We start from the raw sequence: 21,415 nt of genomic DNA on the forward strand, positions 1-21,415 counted from the left end.
TTTCTAGTTAAGTACAGGTTTAACTTTGATGTGAATTTCACCATTATCAACAGTTAAGCTTTCAGCTTTCACAGGAATTGGGAAGTTATTAAAGTTATAAACTTCTGTAGCCTCTAATACATTAGATGTCAAACCTGGGATAGTAGCACCATTAATGGTGAACTTTTTAGGTGCGAATAGTAAAGTATTATCTTTTAATTCTAAGTTGCCATCTAATTTAACAGAACCTTTAAATACCATGCCAACATTCATATTACCAGTTAAGCTGATGTTATCTTTATTGATGTTTACTTTTACATCTTGAATTTCACTACCAGCTTGAGTACTTAAGAATTTAGCCAAATCTTCATTAGTCACAGTACCTTCGATACTAGAACTACCTACACTTACTACATCAATTTCTTGGCTAGCCAATAATGAAATTGGATTTACAAGAATTTGTGTTGCATCATAATTGAAGTTTGCAAAGTTTAATTTACCAAGTTTTACATCATCTAAAGAACCATATACATGATCAGCTTCACCATAGAGTAATTTAAATCCTGGTTGAGACTCAACATTTACTGTTTGAGAAGATGGTTTTAGTGAATCATTTAACTGTTTTTCAATACGGGAACTAATATAAGAAGGTAATAAAAATTGAGTTGCTGCTGCTAAAGCAATAATCAGCACTAATAGGAATAGTAAAAACTTTTTCATAAGAACTCCTAAATTGTTAAATTCGCTTCTTTTTTCAAGAAACCTTCCATAAATTGATCTAAATTACCATCCATAACGGATTGTACATTCCCTGTTTCAACCCCTGTGCGATGATCCTTAACGAGATTATATGGGTGGAATACATACGACCGAATTTGACTACCCCATTCAATCGCTTGATAGGTACCACCAATTTGCTCTTTAAGTTCTGCTTGTTTTTCTAATTCTAATTCAAATAATTTGGCGCGCAATAATCGTAATGCTTGTTCCCTATTTTGCATTTGAGAACGTTGAGTTTGACACTGAACTACGATACCTGTTGGCCTATGCGTCATACGTACAGCAGAATCTGTTTTATTGATATGCTGACCACCAGCACCACTAGCTCGGTATGTATCTACCTGTACATCTTTCATATCAATATTGATTTCTACTGTATCATCGATTTCTGGCATTACATCAACAGCAGCAAAGGATGTATGACGACGTGCAGCAGCATCAAATGGTGAAATACGCACTAGACGATGTACACCTTTTTCAGATTTCAAATAACCAAAAGCATTTTCACCTTTAATTAAAAATGTAGCAGATTTTGTACCTGCCTCATCACCGGGTTGTTCATCCATCAATTCAATAGAGAATCCTGCTTTTTCAGCCCAACGTAAATACATGCGAATCAGCATGGAGCACCAGTCTTGAGCCTCTGTGCCACCTGCACCAGCATGGAATGTTAAAATCGCATTATTAGCATCATATTCACCACTAAGCAATAAAAGAACTTCTTGTTTTTCTACAGTTTCTTCTATTTGTTGAACATAATCCTTGATTTCACCTTCCAAAGAACGATCATCTTCCTCTATTGCCATCTCAAGCATTACATTAGCATCTTCAATATCACTAACAAGTTGTTTATAGCTTTCTACAGCATTTTTCAATTGTGTGGCTTCTTGAGAAATCTCACGAGCCTTGTCTGGGTCATCCCAAAATGTAGGGTCGCTCATTTGCACATCGAGTGTAAAGATTCGATCTTCTTTCTGAGCAATGTTAAAGTGAATCCCTCATTCCATAAATACGTTCTTCTAGATTAGAAATAATAGGTTTTAAATCTTCTAACAATTTATGTTCACCACCTTTAACTTATTAGCTTATTACATCGATAAACTATCACCTTAATAAAATAGAAAAATGGCCGTTGCCCAGAAGGAAATCCCATTGAGCAACGTGCCATTCACAAATCTTAATCTATGTTTTGTGGCTCCAACACATCTTCATGATGGGGTTGTGCACCTTCTAAGTGGTCAACTGGTTCTTCAATTTCTTGAATCAATTGTGCACGAATTTTGTACAACGCCATGATCGTTTCATCTTGGATAGCAGCAATCATGTTTTGGAACATATCAAAGGCTTCAAATTTATATTCCACCAATGGATTTTTTTGGCCATATGCACGAAGACCGATACCTTCACGCAACATATCCATATTATCCAAATGTTCCATCCATTTGTTATCAACAACGCGCAACATAATAGCCTTTTCAAGCTGGCCAAACATAGCATCACCAAGCATATCAACGCGATCTTGATACTCAGCATGAGCAATTTCAAGCAAGCGTTCTAATAATTCTTGACGACTATATTCTTCCATATCTTGAGGAGTCATAATATCTTCGGTTAAGAAATATTGACTCAAGTGCTTGTAGAGACCTTCGTAATCCCATTCTTCTGGATATAATTTCTCATCTGCATAAGCATCTACAGATTCAGTAACAAGTTTATCAATCATTTCATTGATTGTGTCACGTAAGGACTCATTACGTAAAATACGACGACGTTGTTCGTATAATACTTCACGTTGTTGATTCATAACATCATCATACTCGAGTACATATTTACGAATATTATAGTTATGATCTTCTACTTTCTTTTGAGCACGTTCAATAGATTTAGTAATCAAAGAATGCTCAATAGGTTCATCCTCTTCCATGCCAAGTTTATCCATAATGCCTGTAATATTGTCAGCACCAAAGATACGCATCAAATCATCTTCTAAAGATAAGAAGAATTGAGAGGAGCCTGGGTCACCTTGACGACCAGCACGACCACGCAACTGATTATCGATACGGCGACTTTCATGACGTTCAGTACCTAAGATGGCCAAGCCACCTAATTCAGGTACACCTTCACCTAATGTAATATCAGTACCACGACCTGCCATGTTTGTAGCAATTGTTACCATGCCCATTTGACCAGCATTGGCAACAATTTCAGCTTCTTTTTCATGATGTTTAGCATTCAATACTTTATGTGGTACGCCTGCACGTAATAACATATCTGAAAGCTCTTCAGATTGTGTAATAGATGTAGTACCAATCAAAATAGGTTGACCAGTTTGATGTCGTTCTACAGCATTACGTACTACGGCACGATATTTAGCAGCCTTAGTTTTAAAGATTTGATCTGGCAAATCTACACGGGCTAATGGTTTATTTGGAGGAATAGGCAATACTTCCAAACCGTAAATATCGATGAATTCTTTTTCCTCAGTCTTAGCTGTACCAGTCATACCAGCAAGCTTTTTATACATACGGAAATAGTTTTGGAATGTAATAGAAGCCAATGTTTGACTTTCACGTTCAACCTTCAAGCCTTCTTTAGCTTCGATAGCTTGATGTAAGCCATCAGAATAACGACGACCAAACATCAAACGACCTGTAAATTCATCGACGATAACAACTTCACCATCTTTAACTACGTAATCAGTATCGCGATGCATCATAGCATAAGCACGTAAAGATGCACCAAGTAGATGGTTTAACTCGATGTTTTCTGCATCATACAAGTTTTCAACACCAAGCATTTTTTCGACTTTTGCGATACCAGAATCAGTAGGTGCAATAGTCTTTTGTTTTTCATCAATTGTATAATCTTCATCTTTTACAAGATGAGGAACAATTTTAGCTAACTTGTAGTAATTATCTGTGGAACGTTGACCAGGACCAGAAATAATTAATGGAGTTCTCGCTTCATCGATAAGAATAGAGTCAACTTCATCGACAATTGCGTAATTCAATGGACGTTGTACCATTTGAGATACATCAGATACCATGTTATCGCGCAAATAGTCAAAACCAAACTCATTATTTGTACCATATGTAATATCACATGCATATGCTTCTTTACGTTGGTTATAATCGAGATTAGCCACAATAAGACCTGTAGAAAGACCTAAGAAGTTATATAAACGACCCATTTGTTCACTATCGCGAGTAGCCAAATAATCATTTACTGTAACAACATGTACGCCGTTACCTGTCAATGCATTTAGATATACTGGCAATGTAGCAACTAATGTTTTACCTTCGCCAGTACGCATTTCTGCGATATTACCTCTATGAAGGCAAATACCACCGATCAACTGCACATCAAAATGACGCATGCCTAACACACGTTTAGATGCTTCGCGAACTACAGCAAATGCTTCTGGCAAAATGTCGTCTAACGTTTCCCCTTTTTGCAAACGACGTTTAAACTCATCGGTTTTTGCTACTAAGTTAGCATCACTTAATTTAACATAATTCGGTTCAATTTCATTAATATGATCAGCAATAGCACGCATTTTTTTAATTTCTTTTGCGTTATTATTGCCTAATAGCCTTTGTAAAAAGCTTAACAAACAAATCACTCCTCTATAGGACATCTTACATTATTTTATCTAATTTATTATAACGAAAATGCCTTGAATAGTCAAAGAATTCAAGGCATTTCACGATTATTTATAGCATTTTATAAAAAAGGTGGATGACTCAAAATGGTCATCCACCTTGATATAATAATCGGCTGATTTAAAAAGTAGAAAGGAGTTAGGATTATTGTCAGCCGATATTATAGGTTATTGTAATTCTGGCTCAATCAAACCATAGAATCCATCATGTCTACGATATACTACGTTCATTGCTTCTGTTTCAGCATTGAAGAACATAAAGAAGTCATGGCCAATAAGATTCATTTGTAAGATAGCTTCTTCTACATCCATAGGACGTACTGCAAAGTGTTTCCGTTTTACAACTTCGATAGTTTCCTCTTCTACAGGAGCTGCTAAAGCTTCAGGATGGAAAGCTTCTTGTTTTTTGAAGCGTTTTGCTAAACGAGTTTTATGTTTATGGATTTGACGTACGATCTTGTCTATTACTAAATCAATAGCTGCATACATATCATCGTTTGTTTCTACACCGCGAAGAACGATCTTATCAACGAAGCATGTAAGTTCAACAGTAGATTTATCTTTAACAACGGATAAAACCGCTTGTGCATCTAACTCATCATCGAAGTAACGAGTTAATTTGCTCAATCTTTTTTCGATGTATGCTCTTAGAGCATCTGTCACTTCAATGTTTTTACCTCTGATTGCTACTTTCATAAGTCAACACCCTTTCTAAAAATCATCCACGAGATACGAGTGTGTAGTAATTTTTTACTTATCTCTCGTGTTATATTTAGTATTTCTACATCAAGGTATAAAACTCCTCTTTTTTTCAAAAGAATTTTTATATTTTTTGCAGAATTATAAATATTATTTCCAGTAACAATCGAAAAACTCCAATATCATGCGATATCGGAGTTTCTTTATATGTTGCTTTTATGTATTTTTTGGTATGTTATTACGCTTTTACAACGTTAGCAGCTTGAGGGCCACGGTTACCATCAACGATATCAAACTCTACATTTTGACCTTCTGTCAAAGATTTGAAGCCTTCGTCTTGGATCGCAGAGTAATGTACGAATACATCGCTACCGTCTTCACGTTCAATAAAACCATAACCTTTTTCTGCGCTAAACCATTTTACTTTACCTAACATGGTAACATCCTCCTAAAAATATATATATTGTCTTACTGTCTTGCACTACACTTGTATCATAACACAGCATGTATAAAATATCAAACAATAATATTAACACTTTTAATGAATATACAAATATATCTTATTGATAATCCGCCCTATAAGAAACGTATCAAAACCTTAATTTATCTATATTATAAATATTTCCGAACAGCATATTAAATTATTACATAATTTTATAATCATAAAAATATATGAATTAAAAATTATTACTTCAAAATATATATGTATAAAATATTTACATATCACAAATATTTATAGCAATAATCGCATTTTATAGATTAAGAAAGACCCAGAAGAGCTTATTTCTAAGGGTTGAACAGATACGAATAAAACAAGTCATCAAATATATTAATAGGTATAAATCGATTCATATATTAAGAAATTAAATATCTACAAATTTGGTTATCTTTAAAAATACCAAAAAAAGGAAGCAAACTCTGAATTTCAGAACTCACTTCCTTTTATGTTAGAAAATATTATTATAAAATTTTCGACAAGAACAATTTTGTTCGCTCATTTGTTGGAGCATCAAATACCTTTTCAGGAGTATCATCTTCTAAGATTAATCCACCATCAACGAATAATACGCGGTCAGCTACTTCTTTAGCAAAGCCCATTTCATGAGTAACAATAACCATCGTCATCCCTTCTTCTGCAAGAGACTTCATTACATCTAGAACCTCACGAACCATTTCTGGATCGAGTGCAGATGTAGGTTCATCAAATAGCATAACCTTTGGTTTCATCGCTAGAGCACGGGCAATGGCAACACGTTGCTTTTGACCACCAGATAAGGAATCAGGATATGCATTAGCTTTATCCCCTAACCCAACGCGATCAAGTAAAGCTTGTCCGATTTTCTTAGCTTCATCACTAGAAGTTTTACGAACCTTAGTTTGAGCTAATGTTAAATTTTCCATTACAGTCATATGTGGGAAAAGATTAAAGTTTTGGAATACCATCCCCACTTCAGCACGAACTTCATTGAGTTTAGACTTATCAGAAAGATCCATACCATCTACAATTACCTTACCAGATGTAGGCTCTTCTAAGTAGTTCATAGTACGCAATACTGTACTTTTGCCAGAACCAGATGGACCAATTATAACGACAACTTGACCTTTTTCTATGTGTAAATCTATGCCCTTTAATACTTCATTTTTACCAAAGGATTTATGTACATTTTCTAATTTAATCATTTAATGCTATATTTCCTTTCAAGGTAACCAACCAATTGTGAAATTGTTACTGTCATAATAAGGTAAATAACAGCAACTGTACCCCAGATTTCAAAGGATGCATATGTTTTAGCAATAATCAATTGACCACGACGTGTCAATTCTTCGAAACCAATTACAGAAACCAATGAGGAGTCTTTCAACATAGCAATAAATTCATTACCCAATGGTGGGATAATTGCTTTGAAAGCTTGAGGCATGATAATATAACGCATAGTTTGACCCCATGTTAAACCAAGAGATCGACCTGCTTCCATTTGGCCTTTATCGATAGATTGAATACCAGCACGGAAGATTTCAGATACATATGCACCAGAGTTAATACTGCATGCGGTAACAGCAGCAATAAACGGATCAATACGTTGTCCTGTAATCATTGGCAAAGCAAAATAAATCAAGAAGATTTGTACCAATAGTGGTGTACCACGAATGATATCTACATAACATTTTGCTAATAGTCTAACTACTGTAAATTTAGATAAATTTGCTAAGGATACTAATAAACCGATAAAGAAACCACAGCCAACAGACATAGCTGTAATTTCAACGGTTACAAGTGCACCTTGTAATAAGAGCGGTAAATTATCCGCAATTAACCCCCAATTAAAACTCATGATCTCTCCTATTATTTAAATTCTACCACTACTGGCATATCAGCAGGCGCATCTACATTAAACCATTTTTTATATAATGTATTAAATTCACCATCAGCCTTCATATCTGCAATTGCTTTATTGATTTGTTCTTGTAAATCTTTATTATCTTTATTAATTGCTAAGCCCAAATATTCTTTTGTATTTGGATATGCCATAAATTTAATATGTTGATCTGGATGTTTAGTACTGTAAAATTGAGCCACTGGCAAATCAATAACAGTTGCATCAGCACCACCATTTTGTAATTCTAACAAAGCTTCATTACTATGGTCAAACTCTTTTACAGTAGTACCTTCGATTTTATGGGCTAAATCTGCACCAGTAGTACCTAGTTGAGCAGCAATTTTCTTGCCTTTAAGATCGTCAAGAGATGTGATATTTGCGCCATCTTTATATACTACAGCAAGGGCATTTTCATAATATGGAGAAGAGAATAATACCTTTTCACTTCTAGCTTTGGTAATCGTCATACCAGATGCAGCAACATCAATATCATGTGTATTTAAAGCTGGAATCAAAGCATCAAAAGCAACATTCTTAAGCTCTACATCTTTATTGATACGTTTACCAATGGCACGAATTAAATCAATATCAAAGCCTGTGTAGTCTTGAGTTTTTTCATCTTTAAATTCAAATGGTACAAATGTGGCATTAGTACCAACAATGAGTTTATTAGAAGTTGTTTGTGTAGAAGATCCACAACCGCCAATTACAGTACCGGCCATTACTAACATACAACCACCAATGATTAATTTTTTTAACTTGCTATTTAACATCGAATCATCCTCATTTACTAAACTAACTATTTTTATTCCACTAGTATACCACTTAGTATAATTATGTCAATAATTTTGTATAGAATCATCCTAAATATCAATTAATCACTATATTTATATTTTATTTTTATACACTGATTGTATATTTATAACAATAATGTATAAAAACTTTCCCATAAGAATCGGTATTTTCACCATTTTTAAATATACAGATGTATAAAAAGAAAAAAGCACATGAGAAAAGCCTCATGTGCCCGCATACGGCTGACCTGGTCTTTGCCCCCACACTCGCCTGCTGGAGGGTTCGCTCATAAGTCCGAGACTCCCCACTACTACCCCTCTCGGTTTTACCGGCAGGACTTACACCTAAGCCGCACCATGCTCACAACCCCTTGGGTTGCTTATGTGGATCGTTTCGCCTGCGACTGGCATCGACTTTCAACCACAGACCCGTATAGACGTATTATAAAGAATAACACTATACATGTCTAGATTTATAATTATATATACATTCTAAAAATAAATAAGCCCTAACGATTAAATTATATTTCCGAACATAGCATCGTTCAGTTCTCATTGAAATGAGAATAAATTTTGCAACCCCTTTTTTGGTATGTATAGAAAATTGTCATAGAAAACCTAAAATATTCTTCATATTATTTTAATATTTATAAAATTAGTTTTTCTAGGTACTATATTTAGTACATTCTTAAAATGTCAATTATTTTTAGTATGCCAAATATGAATACAACATGTATAATAGAACATACGTATCATACACAAAATATTATTTATGGTGTATAATTTGTATACTATTAAATAAGAACGGCCTAAAGTTGTACGATATGAACATAAGTACGAGGGGTTGTACCATATGTTCTACATGTTAGTTAAAGGGGTTTATTATGTTTATGTTATCATTAATGCAACCATCTGGGTTGTACGAACTGGAGAAGGACAGTTTAGAAGCCATTAGCGCTCAGCTTTTGCAGATGATACAAATGAAAAGCTATCATCTGTACACTCATTCTATCCAAGTTTCAAACTATGCAGTTAGTATTGCTGCTAAAATGGGTTTACCATTAAATGAAATTGAACAAATTCGCCATGCAGCATTACTTCATGACGTAGGATTATTAATGGTACCTAATGCATTAATCCAAAAATCTCCATATCTTAATAAACAAGAAATGTCCAAGTATAAGCAACATGCTGCAAGTGGTGCGAATATGATCGAAAACTACCCTTGCTGCCAACAAATCTTGCCTTATATTCGTTACCATCATGAAAAATGGGATGGCTCTGGTTACCCTAAACATTTGCGTGGTGCTAACATCCCATTAGGAGCTAGAATCATTGCTGTTGCAGATTATTATGATACAACAGTTAATCCTTCTACAGAATTTTGGGCAAAGACAAAAGCTAAAGCAAAAGAAGAACTCTTTAGTGCATCCGGCTCTCTCTTTGATCCAGATGTAGTAAAAGCATTTATCGATGTGCTAGGCTAATATAATGATTAAGCGTTCACCATTCGGTGAACGCTTTTATATATAATTAAAAACTACCGCTAGCTAGTGTTAAAGCATCGAGTCTACTAGGATTATAGGACCTAAGAACCTTAGCTACGGCTTCGATTGTTGCCCCTGTAGTATAAATATCATCTACAATTAAAATACGCTTTGTGGAGAAATCAATATCTTTATACTCTGCTTTGATCACAAAAGCATTCTCTATATTTTGATGTCGTTCTTTATGGGTTAAGGACCACATATCATTAGAAGTATCAAACTTATATATACAATCTAGCCATACAAAATATGGCTTATCTATTTTCTCTAACGAGTATGCCCATTTTTTAAAGAACAAATCGACCTGATTATAGCCCCTCTTTTTCTTCTTCATCTCACTAGACGGTACAGGAACTATATAATCATAGATAGTCTTACAATTCCCCTGTACAATATTAGACTCATCATAATTCATGTAAAAGTTGTACGATGCTAAAAAAGGAGCAGCCCCCTTGGACTGCTCCTTTTTTTCATTAAATTTTACATCGTAAATCATAGACTTTAGACCACCACAATAGTCTGCTAGCACACACACATCATCTACATAATGTAAAAATTTATGTGGCACATGACGAATATGTAATAGATCGTTAAAACAAGTTTCACACCAATCCCCTTGTGTTGCTACAGAGGCACCACAGTGAGGACATACAGGTGGAAATAGGAAATCCCAAAGACTCATTACGAATCACATCTCCCTTGTAGTCTTTCTTTAAACAATGTATATCGTTCATCTGCATTTACAGTACGTACAGCACGTTCTATAGCGCTTGTAGTACCCACAATGATAACCTTCCGTTTTGCTCTTGTAACAGCTGTATACAACAAATTACGCTGCAACATACCACCATAACGTGGTACAAATGGAATGATAACTACACCATACTCACTACCTTGGCTCTTATGAACCGTAATAGCATAAGCAGGCATAATCATATGAGCTTCATCAATAGGTAGACGAACCTCTTTATGGATAAATCGGATACAAATATCGCTTCGTGTAATGGCGTAAATTACTCCAATTTCACCATTAAAGACCTCTAACTCATAGTCATTGAGAATTTGGATAACCTTATCGCCAACGCGATAAGTAATGCCATTTACACGGGCTTCCCCTTTTAAGCTATCCGGTGGATTAACAGCTTGTTGTACATATTGAGAAATTAATGTACTACCGGCTTCACCACGGCGCATAGGAGAAATAATTTGAATGTCTAGCTCATCCTCTACATGCGCTTGTTCTCGTTTATATACATCGATGATAGCTTTCATCATCATGTCATAAGACTTAACAGGTATAAACGAAAACTCTTCACTTACACTGTCCAGATTTGGCATTTCACCACGGTTAATAGCATAGGCGCTTTCAACGATAGTATTACCAGAGCTTTGACGATAAATCTGGTTGAGTCGTGTATAAGGAACACAATCACTATCGAGTAAGTCTTTTAATACAAAACCAGCCCCAATAGGTGGTAGTTGATCAACGTCACCAACGATAATGACATGGGCTTCCTTTGGAATGGCCGCCATTAAGGAATAGAACAAGCGTACATTAAGCATAGATGCTTCATCAATGATGATAACATCTATATCTAATGGATCCTCTTCATTCTTAGTAAAGTCGTAAGAGTCACTACCTTGAACAGGTACTAATAATCTATGAATCGTAGTTGCTTCAAACTCCGTCGCCTCTGTAAGTCGTTTTGCAGCACGTCCCGTAGGAGCACAAAGAATAATACGCCCTAGTCCACCAAGTTGGAAGCCTTTTACTAAGGCCTTAATAATCGTCGTTTTACCAGTACCAGGGCCACCAGTTATAAGGGAAAACTTTTCAAAGAAGGATAGCTGTATAGCTTCTTTTTGAGCATCCCCAAATGTAATATGATTATCAGCTTCAAACTTTTCTATAAAGCTAGGAATATCAAGAGATATCGGATCAGCCTCTAATAAGAAATCTTTTGTATAATGAACGCTCTCTACTTCAGACACATACATTTCTGGAGGGTAAATATATAAAATATCTTCATAATACGTACTATATAAAGCACCTTGCTCCAAGAGACTTTCAATAAAATTAGCAATATCATCTACATCAGTTTGTAATAAATCGTCTAAACGACCGATAAGTTGATCTACAGGCAAACATGTATGCCCTTGATTATCCAAACTGCGCAGAATCCATTCCAAACCCGCTTCTAAACGACGCGTATCACTACCTGTAATCCCCAAGTGTTCTGCAAGCGTATCAGCGGTGCCAAAAAGCATATCTGGAGCCACACGTAACAAGGTATACGGATTATCCTCGATAACAGCAACAGACTGAACACCATAATAGGTGTATACGATACGACTCCATTTAGAAGAAATATGATGGCTTTCAAAAAAGTGATTTAAATCAGATAAAATACCTTCACCAAGTAAGGTATTAAATAATTCGTCCTTAACACTTTTACGAAGTCCAGGAACATCCTTAATTTCTTCGGGACGTTCCTCCCGTAAAACTTCTAAAATACGGATACCAAAATACTCAAGAACCTTTTCTACGGACTTTTCACCAAAACCTTTAATACCTAAATTCAACAAGTAGGTCTTAGCAGCCCCCATGTTATCAGGTTTAAGTTTTTCTACACTAGTAGCATCAAATTGACGACCGTATTTTTCATGCTCTACATAACGGCCTCGAACTTCGATATCTTCCCCTTCTTTAGGAGACTCAAATTTACCAGTACAAGTAATGTATTCCTCATTATAATCCTTAAGGACAAACACGCAATACGTACGTTGTGTATTCTCATATATAGTTCGGTATACAAATCCTCGTATGGCGTCCATTATTTCTCCGTATTAGGCAAAGCTTCAATAATTTCTTGTACCGCATCGGTAATGCTACCTTCATTACCAATTTTGATATGTGCCACTTCTTCGTATAAAGGGTATCGTTCTTCATATACATTGAAGATATATTCAATACTTTCTTTTACAAGTGGACGAATTTCAAGATCCAAATCATCTAAGATATGATTCACATCGCGATTAACAAATACAACAAGACCATTATTGCGCATTAGCTTAACTGTTTTATCATAAGTAACAGTACCACCACCAGTAGCAATAACAGATGGTTTATTATGAATTAATTCCTTAATCGTATTATATTCATATTCACTAAAAGCATCTTTACCATCATAAATAAAGATTTTTTGAACAGATTTACCAACTTTATCTTGAATCGTTTGATCTAGATCGTAAAAGTCTCGGCCTAATTCTTTAGCTAGCATTTTGCCAACTGTTGTCTTACCGGCACCTGGCATGCCGATGAGGAAAATATGCTTATGCATATGCTCTTTTAAAAACTCATTGCTCATAGACACAACAGTTTTTATATAATTTTCAATATAAGGTGCCAATGTTTTATCTTTGCAATTTTCAGTATGCAACGCAATAATACTTTCATCACGTTCTTCATCAATGAGTGGTAAATGATGTTCATCCTTATATTTACCAATCTCTTTAATCAATGTAAGACGTTTTTCAAACTCTGTAACAAGTACGGAGTCAATACTATCTATTTGTTTGCGAGCTTCTTTAATATCCATGAGAACCCCCTTATTATGCTTTAGCTAAAACAGCTAGAGCCTGTTCTTCATCTACCTTCATTTGATCAATAAGATCTTGTAAGTTATTAAATTTAACTTCCCCTCTAAGATAGGAAATAAATTGTACAATTACTTCTTTTCCATATATATCTTGGTCAAAGTTAAACACATGTACTTCGCATCTATGGTACTGATTCTTAAATGTAGGATTATCCCCAATATTACCTACCCCATCATACCAAATACCATCGATACACACGCGATTAGCGTATACACCATCTGGAGGTGTAGCCATTTCATTAGGAAGCAACAAATTCAATGTTGGGAACCCTAATGTGCGTCCTCGTTGATCACCTTTAATTACAGTCCCTTTAAATTGGAATGGTCTTCCAAGCCAATGAGTAGCATCTTCCAAACGCCCTTCTCGAATGGCTTTTCTAATCTCCGTACTTGAAATAGGTGTACTAAGTCCATCACAAGGCAATAAGGGCTGCACTAAAACTTGTATATTTTTATCCGCTAATACTTGTTTCATATAATCCGGATTACCAAGACCTTTAGCACCAAATGTAAAGTTTTCTCCAATTACAATAGCAGCTACATTCATATCTGTACAAAGAGCGCCTAAAAAATCGTCAGCACTCATTTTTAGTAACTCTTCAGTCATAGGCAACCGTAAAATATAGTCTACATTCAAATCTTCAAGAACGGAATCCATAATCTCTTCTTGAATAACCCGTTTAGGAACTCGATCTGGATGTAGTATAGTTAGTGGATGATGTTCAAAGGTAATGATTATACTAACACCATTAACTGCCATTGCCTCATCAACGGCCTTGTGTATAACTCGTTGATGACCTCGATGAATACCATCAAAGGTACCTAGGGCATATACTTTTGTATCTTTGATTTGACGCAGTTCATCAAACGAATGTATTTGCTTCATACTTATCCTTCAATAAAAATATTTTTTTCCACCTTCAAAGAGTGGTTAGTTCGTTTCATAATCCCTATAAATCCATGAGGACCATAGGCTCTATAATAATGTTCTGGTTCAGTATAAGAAAATTCGCTACTAATAGGCAATTCCTTACCTTGCACCATCATCTTTAATTGTACACTATTTACCATTACTTTTGAAAGATGAGAAACGGCTGTATCCGTTGGTAACAATAGGCTTTCACCATGAAGCATCAACTCTTCAGCCATTTTAGCAGAATCAATATCAAATGGTCCTACTTGAGTACGTGCCAAGGATGTCATGGTTCCTGGTATACCTAATGAAACACAGATATCACGCAATAATGAACGAATATAAGTACCTCCAGAACAAGTTACACGAACTGTAAAATAAGGAAAACCATATGCTATCAGCTCAATATGTTTAATATGAATCTGACGTAATGGTAATTCTACAGGAATCCCTTTACGAGCATATTCATAAGCACGTATACCATTTATCTTAATAGCAGAATATTTTGATGGTCTCTGGTTTTGTACACCAATAAAGGTATTTAATGTATTAACTAATTCATCAAAAGTAGGTTTAAGCATAGCATCGGAAAGTTCTGAACTTTGAATGTATTCATTCAATAGAACGCCGTCTCGCAATACCATATCTTTATCAGGTAATACCTGTTGCCCAGAACTATCTTCAGTATCAGTAAAAGTACCAAATTTACATTCTGCCACATAGGTTTTATCAAACCCCTCTGTATACTCAATAAGACGCGTAGCCTTACCAAGAAAAACGGGCAACACACCATAGGCCATAGGATCTAAAGTACCACTATGACCAATGCGCTTTTCTTTTAAAATGCGGCGACAAATGGCAACAGCATCATGGCTTGTTATTCCAGGAGGTTTTAAAAATGGTAAAATGCCATCCATTATTTAATCACCTCAATAAGAGCTTGTTTTGCTTCCTGTAATGGTAAATTAATGGTACAACCGGAAGCTCGAATATGTCCGCCACCGCCAAAATTGCTAGCTATAGCATTCACGTCAGTTCCTTTAGAACGCAAGCTTACCCGCGTTCTATCATCAGCTTCAGCTTTTAATAAAATAGCTATATCAACAGTATCAACGTTTCTAATAATATCTACAAAACCATCCGTATCATCCCCAAGAATTGTCATGGCTTCACGATTCAACTCGATTGTAGCCACGGTGTTATTCTTGTAAAACTCGATAGTTTGCATAACTTGTTTTGTTAATTCAAGACGACTGGCAGACACAGCTTCAATCGTTTCAGAAATAACATTAGGTCTAGCACCAGCTGCTACACATTTTGCAGCCATTTCTAAAGTATTGGCTGTGGTATTACTGAACTTAAAGAAACCACAGTCTGTAGCAATAGCCATATATAATGCAGTGCCCATAGACTCAGTGATAGGCCAATTCCATTTTGTACATAAATAGGTAATAATTTCACCAGTAGCAGCAAAATTAGGCTTTAAATATAGATGATCCGCAAACTCCGTATTAGAAATATGGTGGTCTATATTAAAAATAGGTGCACTCCATAGTGCACCTACTTTGCCAATTCGCTCATACGTGCTAGCATCCAATACCATTAGCATATCAATATCAACAGGATTTGTTTCAAAATACGCTACATCATGGATGTGGTCCGTATATCGTAAGAATGAGTACTTTTCAGGAACTACATCATCCACTACCATATATACAGTTTTACCTTGCCCTACAAGGGCTTCGTAAAAGGCCACCATGGACCCGATAGCATCACCATCAGGTCTTACATGGACGGTTAGCATAATAGAATTAGCTTCACACAGAGCCACATGTAATTGATTAATAGTAATCTTACTCATGTTCTCTATCCTTTGTGTTAATTTTTTTCTTCGTCCTTTTTGATTTCATTCAAAAGGGATTCAATATGCATGCTATAGTCTAAAGACGTATCCTTATCAAATGTGATAGAAGGAATATGGCGCAACTTAAGTACTTTGCCAAGCTCAGTACGAATATGGCCTGCTGCATGCTTTAAAGCGATAAGAGTATCTTCTTTTTCCTTATCGGAACCAAACAAGGAAACGTAAATTGTAGCCTCTCGTAAATCACCGGTTACATGAACATCGGTAATAGTAGTAAAGCCAATGCGAGGATCTTTCAATCCACGCATCAACATTTGACTTACCTCTTGTTTGATGAATTCTTGTAATTTTCTGACACGAACGTCACTCATATAAACCTCCTATATTTGAGGTGCAACTTCTTCCATCAAGTACGCTTCAATTACGTCGCCTTCCTTGATATCGCGGTAACCTTCTAAGGAGATACCACATTCGAAGGATGTTTTAACTTCTTTTACTTCGTCTTTGAATCGACGTAAAGAGTCAACCTTACCTTCAAATACAACAATACCATCACGGATCAAACGTACTTCAGAATCGTTAGTAATACGACCTTCTGTTACATAAGAACCGGCAACGATAGCTTTTGGTGTAGAAATAACTTGACGTACCTCTGCACGACCAACGACAACCTCTTTGAATTGAGGAGCCAACATACCACGCATCGCAGACTCAACGTCATTAATAGCATCGTAGATTACGCGATATGTACGAAGGTCAACTTTTTCATTTTCTGCAGCGCGACGTACATTAGCATCAGGACGTACATTGAAGCCCATAACGATCGCATTAGATGCAGAAGCCAACATGATATCGGATTCATTAATAGCACCTACTGCAGCATGAACGATAACGATACGTACTTCAGGATTTTTAATGCCTTCCAAGGATTGACGCAATGCTTCTACAGAGCCTTGAACGTCTGCTTTAATGATGATATTAAGATCTTTTAACTCACCTTGTTGAATTTGATTGAAGATATCATCCAATGTAACTTTATGAGTAGCTTGCAATTCTTGAACGCGTTGTTTAGCAATACGTTTTTCTGCGATTGCACGTGCTTCGTTATCATCCATACCATTGATGATTTCACCAGCTTGTGGAACTTCTGAGAAGCCCAAGATTTCTACTGGCATAGAAGGACGAGCTACTTTTACCTTTTCACCGCGTTCATTTGTCATGGCACGTACTTTACCATAAGCAGTACCAGCAAGTACAGTGTCACCTACACGAAGGGAACCTTTTTGTACTAATACGGTACATACAGCACCACGACCTTTATCAAGTTGAGCCTCGATAACCACGCCGTAAGCTTTACGGTTAGGATTCGCTTTTAATTCCATAACTTCTGCTACGAGCAAAATATTTTCGAGCAAGTCGTCGATACCTTGTTTTTGTTTAGCAGAAACTGGAACCATGATTACATCGCCGCCCCATTCTTCTGGTAAAAGGCCATGTTCAGACAATTGTTGTTTAACATGGTCTGGGTTAGCACCTGGTTTATCCATTTTGTTGATAGCAACAATAATTGGTACATCAGCAGATTTAGCATGGTTAATGGCTTCAATAGTTTGAGGCATTACACCATCATCGGCAGCTACTACAAGAACTGCGATATCTGTAGATTTTGCACCACGAAGACGCATAGCCGTAAACGCTTCATGACCTGGAGTATCAAGGAATGTAATTTTATTGTCGTTATAACGAACTTGGTATGCACCGATATGTTGGGTGATACCACCTGCTTCGCCTGCTGTTACATTAGTTTGACGAATTACGTCCAATAAGGATGTTTTACCATGGTCAACGTGACCCATGATAGTAACAACTGGAGGACGAGGTTTCAATGTTTCTGGTGCATCTTCAATTTCAATAACATCTGTTGGATCTTCTTCAGGTTCTACTTCTGTTACAGTTACACCAAATTCTTCAGCTACGATTGTAGCTGTATCAACATCAACCTCTTGGTTAATGCTAGCCATAACACCTAAAAGCATCAATTTTTTGATGATTTCAGATACTTCGCGACCCATTTTTTCAGCTAGTTCTTTAACAGTTAAAGGACCAGATAATTCGATTTCTGTAGCAATCGCTGCTTCAGCCTTACGTTCAGCTTCAGCTTTTTGTTGTAAGTATTGTTCGTTACGATGTTTTACGCGATTCTTTTTCTTTTGCATAGATGTAGATAACAAGGATTGAGGGCGGTTATTGCCACCTTTTTTATTCTTCTTGTTACGACGATCATTGTTATTAGAATTGCGGTTATCATTGTTTCGATTGTCGTTATTGCGATTATCGTTATTACGAGCATCATTAGGGCGACCGTTATTACGATTATCATTATTTCTGTTGTTGTTAGGGCGGTTATTAGCGCGGTCACCAGATTGTTGGTTACCTTCGGATTTACGTGTAGGCTCAGAGATTTGTACATGACGTACATTGCCCTTTTTATGGTCATTTTGTTTAGATTGATCGTCTTGTTTTTGACCACCTTGTTTGTAATTATCCTTTTTGTGTTCGTTAGAACGATTTTGATGTTGTTGTTTATGTGGTGCAGCTTCTTGTTTATGAGCTGCAGTTGGAGCAGATTTTTGTTCTACTTTTTGTTCTGTTTTTTGTGCTACTTTAGGTGCTTTAGATTTCTTACCTAATTGTTTTTTAACAATTTCATAACCAGAATCATCTACAGAATTAACTGCTTTAGTAACATTTACATTATGTTGTTGCAAAATAGAAATAACCTGCTTACTTTCTACGCCGAACTCTTTGGCGATTTCATGGACGCGCTTTTTGGACATCTACATACCCCCTTATTATCGATCAATCTCTTTTAATAATGCCTTTGCAAATCCATCATCTAGTACGGCGACTACTACCCTAACTTCCTTACCAATGGCCGTTCCTAAGGCCTCTTTATTGGCAATACTATGAAGTGGAATATGATGTGTCTCTGCTAATTGAGTATATTTCTTTTCATTGTTGGCTGCACAGTCACCAGCGAGAAGTACCAATTTCGGTTCCTTTCTCTTTATAGCCTTTTCTACGATGAAATCACCGGAAATAACTTTACCTGCTCGTTGTGCTAGACCTAAGAGATTCAAAATTTTATCTTCATTCATCTATATCAGTGATTACTCATTCTCTTGTAAATCACGTTGTAACGCTTCGTATATCTCTTTTGATACACTATGCTTTAATGACCGTTCTAATCGTTTTGCCTTATAAGCTTGCTCAAAGCACGACATGGATTCACATAGATAGGCTCCACGTCCTGGTGCTTTACCAGTGCGATCAATACTGATGTTACCGTCTGGGCTCAAAGCTACACGAATCAATTCACGTTTCGCCTTAGGCTCACCACATCCTACACAAGTTCGCATAGGTTGGGATTTCGGTTTCATGACTATTCACCATCCTCAGCATTGCCAAAACCTGTAAAAGGTTCTTCAGCAGCTTGAGTTTCGCTTTTAATATCGATTTTCCAGTTTGTTAACTTCGCAGCTAGACGAGCATTTTGACCAGCTTTACCAATGGCTAAGGATAATTGATAATCAGGAACTACAACGTAAGAGGATTTTTCTTCTTCACTTACATCAACAGATACAACCTTTGCTGGACTCAAAGAGTTTGCGATATAAATTGCTGGATCTTCATCCCATTTAACGATATCAATCTTTTCATCATGTAACTCATCAACGATATGTTGTACACGTTGACCTTTAGGACCTACGCAAGCACCTACTGGGTCAACATTTTCATCGCGGCTATAAACAGCAATCTTAGAACGCATACCTGGCTCACGAGCTACGGATTTAAGCTCTACCACACCTTCATAAATTTCTGGTACCTCTAACTCAAAGAGGCGTTTTAATAAACCAGGATGTGTGCGGGAAATCATGATTTGAGGCCCTTTCGTAGTTTTCTTAACCTCTACGATATAGCATTTAATGCGATCTCCTTCGCGATATGTTTCTGTAGCAATTTGCTCAGTAGGAGGCAAGATTGCTTCTGTTTTACCTAAATTGATAAATACATTTTTACCTTCAACACGTGTAATAACGCCAGTAATGATATCGCCTTCACGGCTATAGTATTCTTCGTATACTACGCTGCGTTCAGCCTCTTTCAAACGTTGAATAAGCATTTGTTTTGCAGTATGGGCAGCACTACGGCCAAAGTTAGCTGGAGTAACATCGACTTCTACTACGTCGCCAATTTCAAAACGTTTGTCAATTTTGCGCGCTTCTAACAAGCTAATTTCTGTTTCTGGCAATTCCACAGTTTCCACTACTTGTTTTTTAGCCATTACTTTATAATCGCCTGTTTCACGGTCAATCACAACGTACGCATCTGGATTAGATGTTGGTTCTTTGCGATATGCTTGCAACAATGCAGCCTCTAAGGATTCAAAAATAACCTCAGGAGCAAAACCTTTTTGCTTTGTAAGCACCATTACCGCTTGAATTAATTCTTGACTCACTCGTATGCCTCCATATATTAAAAATCAAGATGTAATCGAATTTGTGCAATGGCAGACCGTTCGAATGTCATGCTTTCGCCATTGATAGTAAAATCGATAGTTGTGTCTGTAAAACCTTCTAATACACCAGTAAATTGCTTACTGCCATTAATCGGTTTAAATAGCTGGATATCAACATCACGACCATTATAGCGAACCAAATCCTTATCCTTCTTAAGAACTCGATCTAGGCCTGGAGAAGATACTTCCAATAAATAGTTTTCCGTAATTGGATCTTTTTCGTCGAGCACAGCACTTAGTTTTTCGCTAACCAACTGACAGTCATCCAAATCCACACCACCTGGTTTGTCGAGATAGACACGTAAATACCAATCGCGTTCACGAACGTAATCTACATCGACTAGTTCCATTTCGGTGCCGGCTATAATACCTTCAACTACAGAGGATACAAATTCCTCTACTGCTTCTCTCTTCATAGCCATCGCCTCCTTTATTACTACATCTTGTATATATCTCTTGATTACAAACACCTTATAATTAGGCTAATCATAAATGAAAGAGTGGACATAAGCCCACTCTTTTAAAAGATTTATATAAAAGTCATATATAGTATATCACATTT

Annotated in this window: 21 protein-coding genes; 1 reads left to right on the plus strand and 20 read right to left on the minus strand. The window is 36.3% G+C overall.

Going from position 1 to position 21,415, the window contains the following annotated elements; all coding sequences use genetic code 11:
• Positions 1-3 precede the first annotated feature (3 nt).
• From EL171_RS05605 to EL171_RS05640, 8 genes are all read right to left on the minus strand, one after another.
• Positions 4-699, minus strand: a complete 696-nt coding sequence (locus EL171_RS05605; protein WP_005386841.1) for an LmeA family phospholipid-binding protein — start codon at positions 697-699, stop codon at positions 4-6.
• Between the two features lie 8 nt (positions 700-707).
• Positions 708-1,815 (minus strand): peptide chain release factor 2 gene (gene prfB, locus EL171_RS05610; RefSeq protein ID WP_227721318.1). Its coding sequence is split into 2 segments (ribosomal slippage): positions 708-1,757 and positions 1,759-1,815, totalling 1,107 coding nucleotides; the frame shifts between segments, so codons are not numbered across the junction.
• 121 nt (positions 1,816-1,936) lie between these two features.
• Positions 1,937-4,372: a preprotein translocase subunit SecA gene (gene secA / locus EL171_RS05615; RefSeq protein WP_126413452.1), complete on the minus strand. Its 2,436-nt coding sequence runs from the start codon at positions 4,370-4,372 to the stop codon at positions 1,937-1,939.
• Positions 4,373-4,588: 216 nt separating this feature from the next.
• A complete protein-coding gene (hpf, locus tag EL171_RS05620; protein ID WP_005386845.1) occupies positions 4,589-5,116 on the minus strand; it encodes a ribosome hibernation-promoting factor, HPF/YfiA family in 528 nt (175 codons plus the stop codon).
• A 241-nt stretch (positions 5,117-5,357) separates the two neighbouring features.
• Positions 5,358-5,555, minus strand: a complete 198-nt coding sequence (locus EL171_RS05625; RefSeq protein ID WP_005386847.1) for a cold shock domain-containing protein — start codon at positions 5,553-5,555, stop codon at positions 5,358-5,360.
• Positions 5,556-6,079: 524 nt separating this feature from the next.
• Positions 6,080-6,799, minus strand: a complete 720-nt coding sequence (locus EL171_RS05630) for an amino acid ABC transporter ATP-binding protein (protein WP_005386848.1) — start codon at positions 6,797-6,799, stop codon at positions 6,080-6,082.
• Complete coding sequence (locus tag EL171_RS05635; protein WP_005386849.1) at positions 6,796-7,452, minus strand: amino acid ABC transporter permease; 657 nt, start codon at positions 7,450-7,452, stop codon at positions 6,796-6,798. Before EL171_RS05635 ends, EL171_RS05630 begins: the two co-directional genes overlap by 4 nt.
• An 11-nt stretch (positions 7,453-7,463) precedes the next feature.
• Positions 7,464-8,270: a basic amino acid ABC transporter substrate-binding protein gene (locus EL171_RS05640; RefSeq protein WP_005386850.1), complete on the minus strand. Its 807-nt coding sequence runs from the start codon at positions 8,268-8,270 to the stop codon at positions 7,464-7,466.
• 905 nt (positions 8,271-9,175) lie between these two features.
• On the opposite strand from EL171_RS05640, the gene EL171_RS05645 reads away from it, so the two are divergent.
• Positions 9,176-9,778, plus strand: coding sequence for an HD-GYP domain-containing protein (locus EL171_RS05645; RefSeq protein WP_004693025.1), 603 nt, complete (start codon positions 9,176-9,178; stop codon positions 9,776-9,778).
• Positions 9,779-9,824: 46 nt separating this feature from the next.
• On the opposite strand, the gene EL171_RS05650 is transcribed toward EL171_RS05645, so the two are convergent.
• The 12 genes from EL171_RS05650 to EL171_RS05705 are packed head-to-tail and all read right to left on the minus strand — an operon-like array spanning position 9,825 to position 21,269.
• Positions 9,825-10,520 carry a ComF family protein gene (locus tag EL171_RS05650; RefSeq protein ID WP_005386851.1) on the minus strand — a complete coding sequence of 232 codons (696 nt, stop codon included), beginning with the start codon at positions 10,518-10,520 and terminating at the stop codon, positions 9,825-9,827.
• Positions 10,520-12,673, minus strand: a complete 2,154-nt coding sequence (gene recD2 / locus EL171_RS05655; RefSeq protein ID WP_005386852.1) for an SF1B family DNA helicase RecD2 — start codon at positions 12,671-12,673, stop codon at positions 10,520-10,522. Before recD2 ends, EL171_RS05650 begins: the two co-directional genes overlap by 1 nt.
• Positions 12,673-13,437: a shikimate kinase gene (locus tag EL171_RS05660; RefSeq protein ID WP_005386853.1), complete on the minus strand. Its 765-nt coding sequence runs from the start codon at positions 13,435-13,437 to the stop codon at positions 12,673-12,675. The genes recD2 and EL171_RS05660 overlap by 1 nt, the downstream gene beginning before the upstream one ends.
• A gap of 13 nt (positions 13,438-13,450) precedes the next feature.
• Entirely contained in the window at positions 13,451-14,383 is a 933-nt protein-coding gene (locus tag EL171_RS05665; protein WP_005386854.1) for a bifunctional riboflavin kinase/FAD synthetase, read from the minus strand.
• 2 nt (positions 14,384-14,385) lie between these two features.
• Positions 14,386-15,327 carry a tRNA pseudouridine synthase B gene (locus EL171_RS05670; protein ID WP_005386855.1) on the minus strand — a complete coding sequence of 314 codons (942 nt, stop codon included), beginning with the start codon at positions 15,325-15,327 and terminating at the stop codon, positions 14,386-14,388.
• Positions 15,327-16,271, minus strand: a complete 945-nt coding sequence (locus tag EL171_RS05675) for a DHH family phosphoesterase (RefSeq protein ID WP_005386856.1) — start codon at positions 16,269-16,271, stop codon at positions 15,327-15,329. Before EL171_RS05675 ends, EL171_RS05670 begins: the two co-directional genes overlap by 1 nt.
• Before the next feature lie 17 nt (positions 16,272-16,288).
• Positions 16,289-16,645 carry a 30S ribosome-binding factor RbfA gene (rbfA, locus tag EL171_RS05680; RefSeq protein WP_005386857.1) on the minus strand — a complete coding sequence of 119 codons (357 nt, stop codon included), beginning with the start codon at positions 16,643-16,645 and terminating at the stop codon, positions 16,289-16,291.
• Positions 16,646-16,654: 9 nt separating this feature from the next.
• The gene (infB, locus tag EL171_RS05685; RefSeq protein ID WP_005386858.1) at positions 16,655-19,111 is read right to left on the minus strand and encodes a translation initiation factor IF-2; all 2,457 of its coding nucleotides are present in this window, start codon (positions 19,109-19,111) and stop codon (positions 16,655-16,657) included.
• Between the two features lie 15 nt (positions 19,112-19,126).
• Entirely contained in the window at positions 19,127-19,432 is a 306-nt protein-coding gene (locus tag EL171_RS05690) for a L7Ae/L30e/S12e/Gadd45 family ribosomal protein (RefSeq protein ID WP_004693007.1), read from the minus strand.
• Positions 19,433-19,444: 12 nt separating this feature from the next.
• Positions 19,445-19,714 carry an RNase P modulator RnpM gene (gene rnpM, locus EL171_RS05695; protein ID WP_005386859.1) on the minus strand — a complete coding sequence of 90 codons (270 nt, stop codon included), beginning with the start codon at positions 19,712-19,714 and terminating at the stop codon, positions 19,445-19,447.
• Positions 19,715-19,716: 2 nt separating this feature from the next.
• Positions 19,717-20,793: a transcription termination factor NusA gene (gene nusA / locus EL171_RS05700; RefSeq protein ID WP_005386860.1), complete on the minus strand. Its 1,077-nt coding sequence runs from the start codon at positions 20,791-20,793 to the stop codon at positions 19,717-19,719.
• A gap of 17 nt (positions 20,794-20,810) precedes the next feature.
• A complete protein-coding gene (locus EL171_RS05705) occupies positions 20,811-21,269 on the minus strand; it encodes a ribosome maturation factor RimP (protein ID WP_039969229.1) in 459 nt (152 codons plus the stop codon).
• Between the last annotated feature and the right edge of the window lie 146 nt (positions 21,270-21,415).

This window comes from Veillonella dispar, assembly GCF_900637515.1.
GTDB classification, from domain to species: domain Bacteria; phylum Bacillota; class Negativicutes; order Veillonellales; family Veillonellaceae; genus Veillonella; species Veillonella dispar.

Bases quoted from the DNA above. Each gene is read 5' to 3' on its own strand.
- EL171_RS05675 (WP_005386856.1), bottom strand. From the start codon at position 16,271: ATGAGTAAGATTACTATTAATCAATTACATGTGGCTCTGTGTGAAGCT.
- EL171_RS05635 (WP_005386849.1), bottom strand. From the start codon at position 7,452: ATGAGTTTTAATTGGGGGTTAATTGCGGATAATTTACCGCTCTTATTA.
- EL171_RS05660 (WP_005386853.1), bottom strand. From the start codon at position 13,437: ATGGATATTAAAGAAGCTCGCAAACAAATAGATAGTATTGACTCCGTA.
- EL171_RS05625 (WP_005386847.1), bottom strand. From the start codon at position 5,555: ATGTTAGGTAAAGTAAAATGGTTTAGCGCAGAAAAAGGTTATGGTTTT.
- EL171_RS05605 (WP_005386841.1), bottom strand. From the start codon at position 699: ATGAAAAAGTTTTTACTATTCCTATTAGTGCTGATTATTGCTTTAGCA.
- infB (WP_005386858.1), bottom strand. From the start codon at position 19,111: ATGTCCAAAAAGCGCGTCCATGAAATCGCCAAAGAGTTCGGCGTAGAA.
- EL171_RS05645 (WP_004693025.1), top strand. From the start codon at position 9,176: ATGTTTATGTTATCATTAATGCAACCATCTGGGTTGTACGAACTGGAG.
- recD2 (WP_005386852.1), bottom strand. From the start codon at position 12,673: ATGGACGCCATACGAGGATTTGTATACCGAACTATATATGAGAATACA.
- EL171_RS05690 (WP_004693007.1), bottom strand. From the start codon at position 19,432: ATGAATGAAGATAAAATTTTGAATCTCTTAGGTCTAGCACAACGAGCA.
- rnpM (WP_005386859.1), bottom strand. From the start codon at position 19,714: ATGAAACCGAAATCCCAACCTATGCGAACTTGTGTAGGATGTGGTGAG.
- EL171_RS05705 (WP_039969229.1), bottom strand. From the start codon at position 21,269: ATGAAGAGAGAAGCAGTAGAGGAATTTGTATCCTCTGTAGTTGAAGGT.
- EL171_RS05650 (WP_005386851.1), bottom strand. From the start codon at position 10,520: ATGAGTCTTTGGGATTTCCTATTTCCACCTGTATGTCCTCACTGTGGT.
- EL171_RS05670 (WP_005386855.1), bottom strand. From the start codon at position 15,327: ATGGATGGCATTTTACCATTTTTAAAACCTCCTGGAATAACAAGCCAT.
- EL171_RS05630 (WP_005386848.1), bottom strand. From the start codon at position 6,799: ATGATTAAATTAGAAAATGTACATAAATCCTTTGGTAAAAATGAAGTA.
- EL171_RS05640 (WP_005386850.1), bottom strand. From the start codon at position 8,270: ATGTTAAATAGCAAGTTAAAAAAATTAATCATTGGTGGTTGTATGTTA.
- rbfA (WP_005386857.1), bottom strand. From the start codon at position 16,645: ATGAGTGACGTTCGTGTCAGAAAATTACAAGAATTCATCAAACAAGAG.
- hpf (WP_005386845.1), bottom strand. From the start codon at position 5,116: ATGAAAGTAGCAATCAGAGGTAAAAACATTGAAGTGACAGATGCTCTA.
- EL171_RS05665 (WP_005386854.1), bottom strand. From the start codon at position 14,383: ATGAAGCAAATACATTCGTTTGATGAACTGCGTCAAATCAAAGATACA.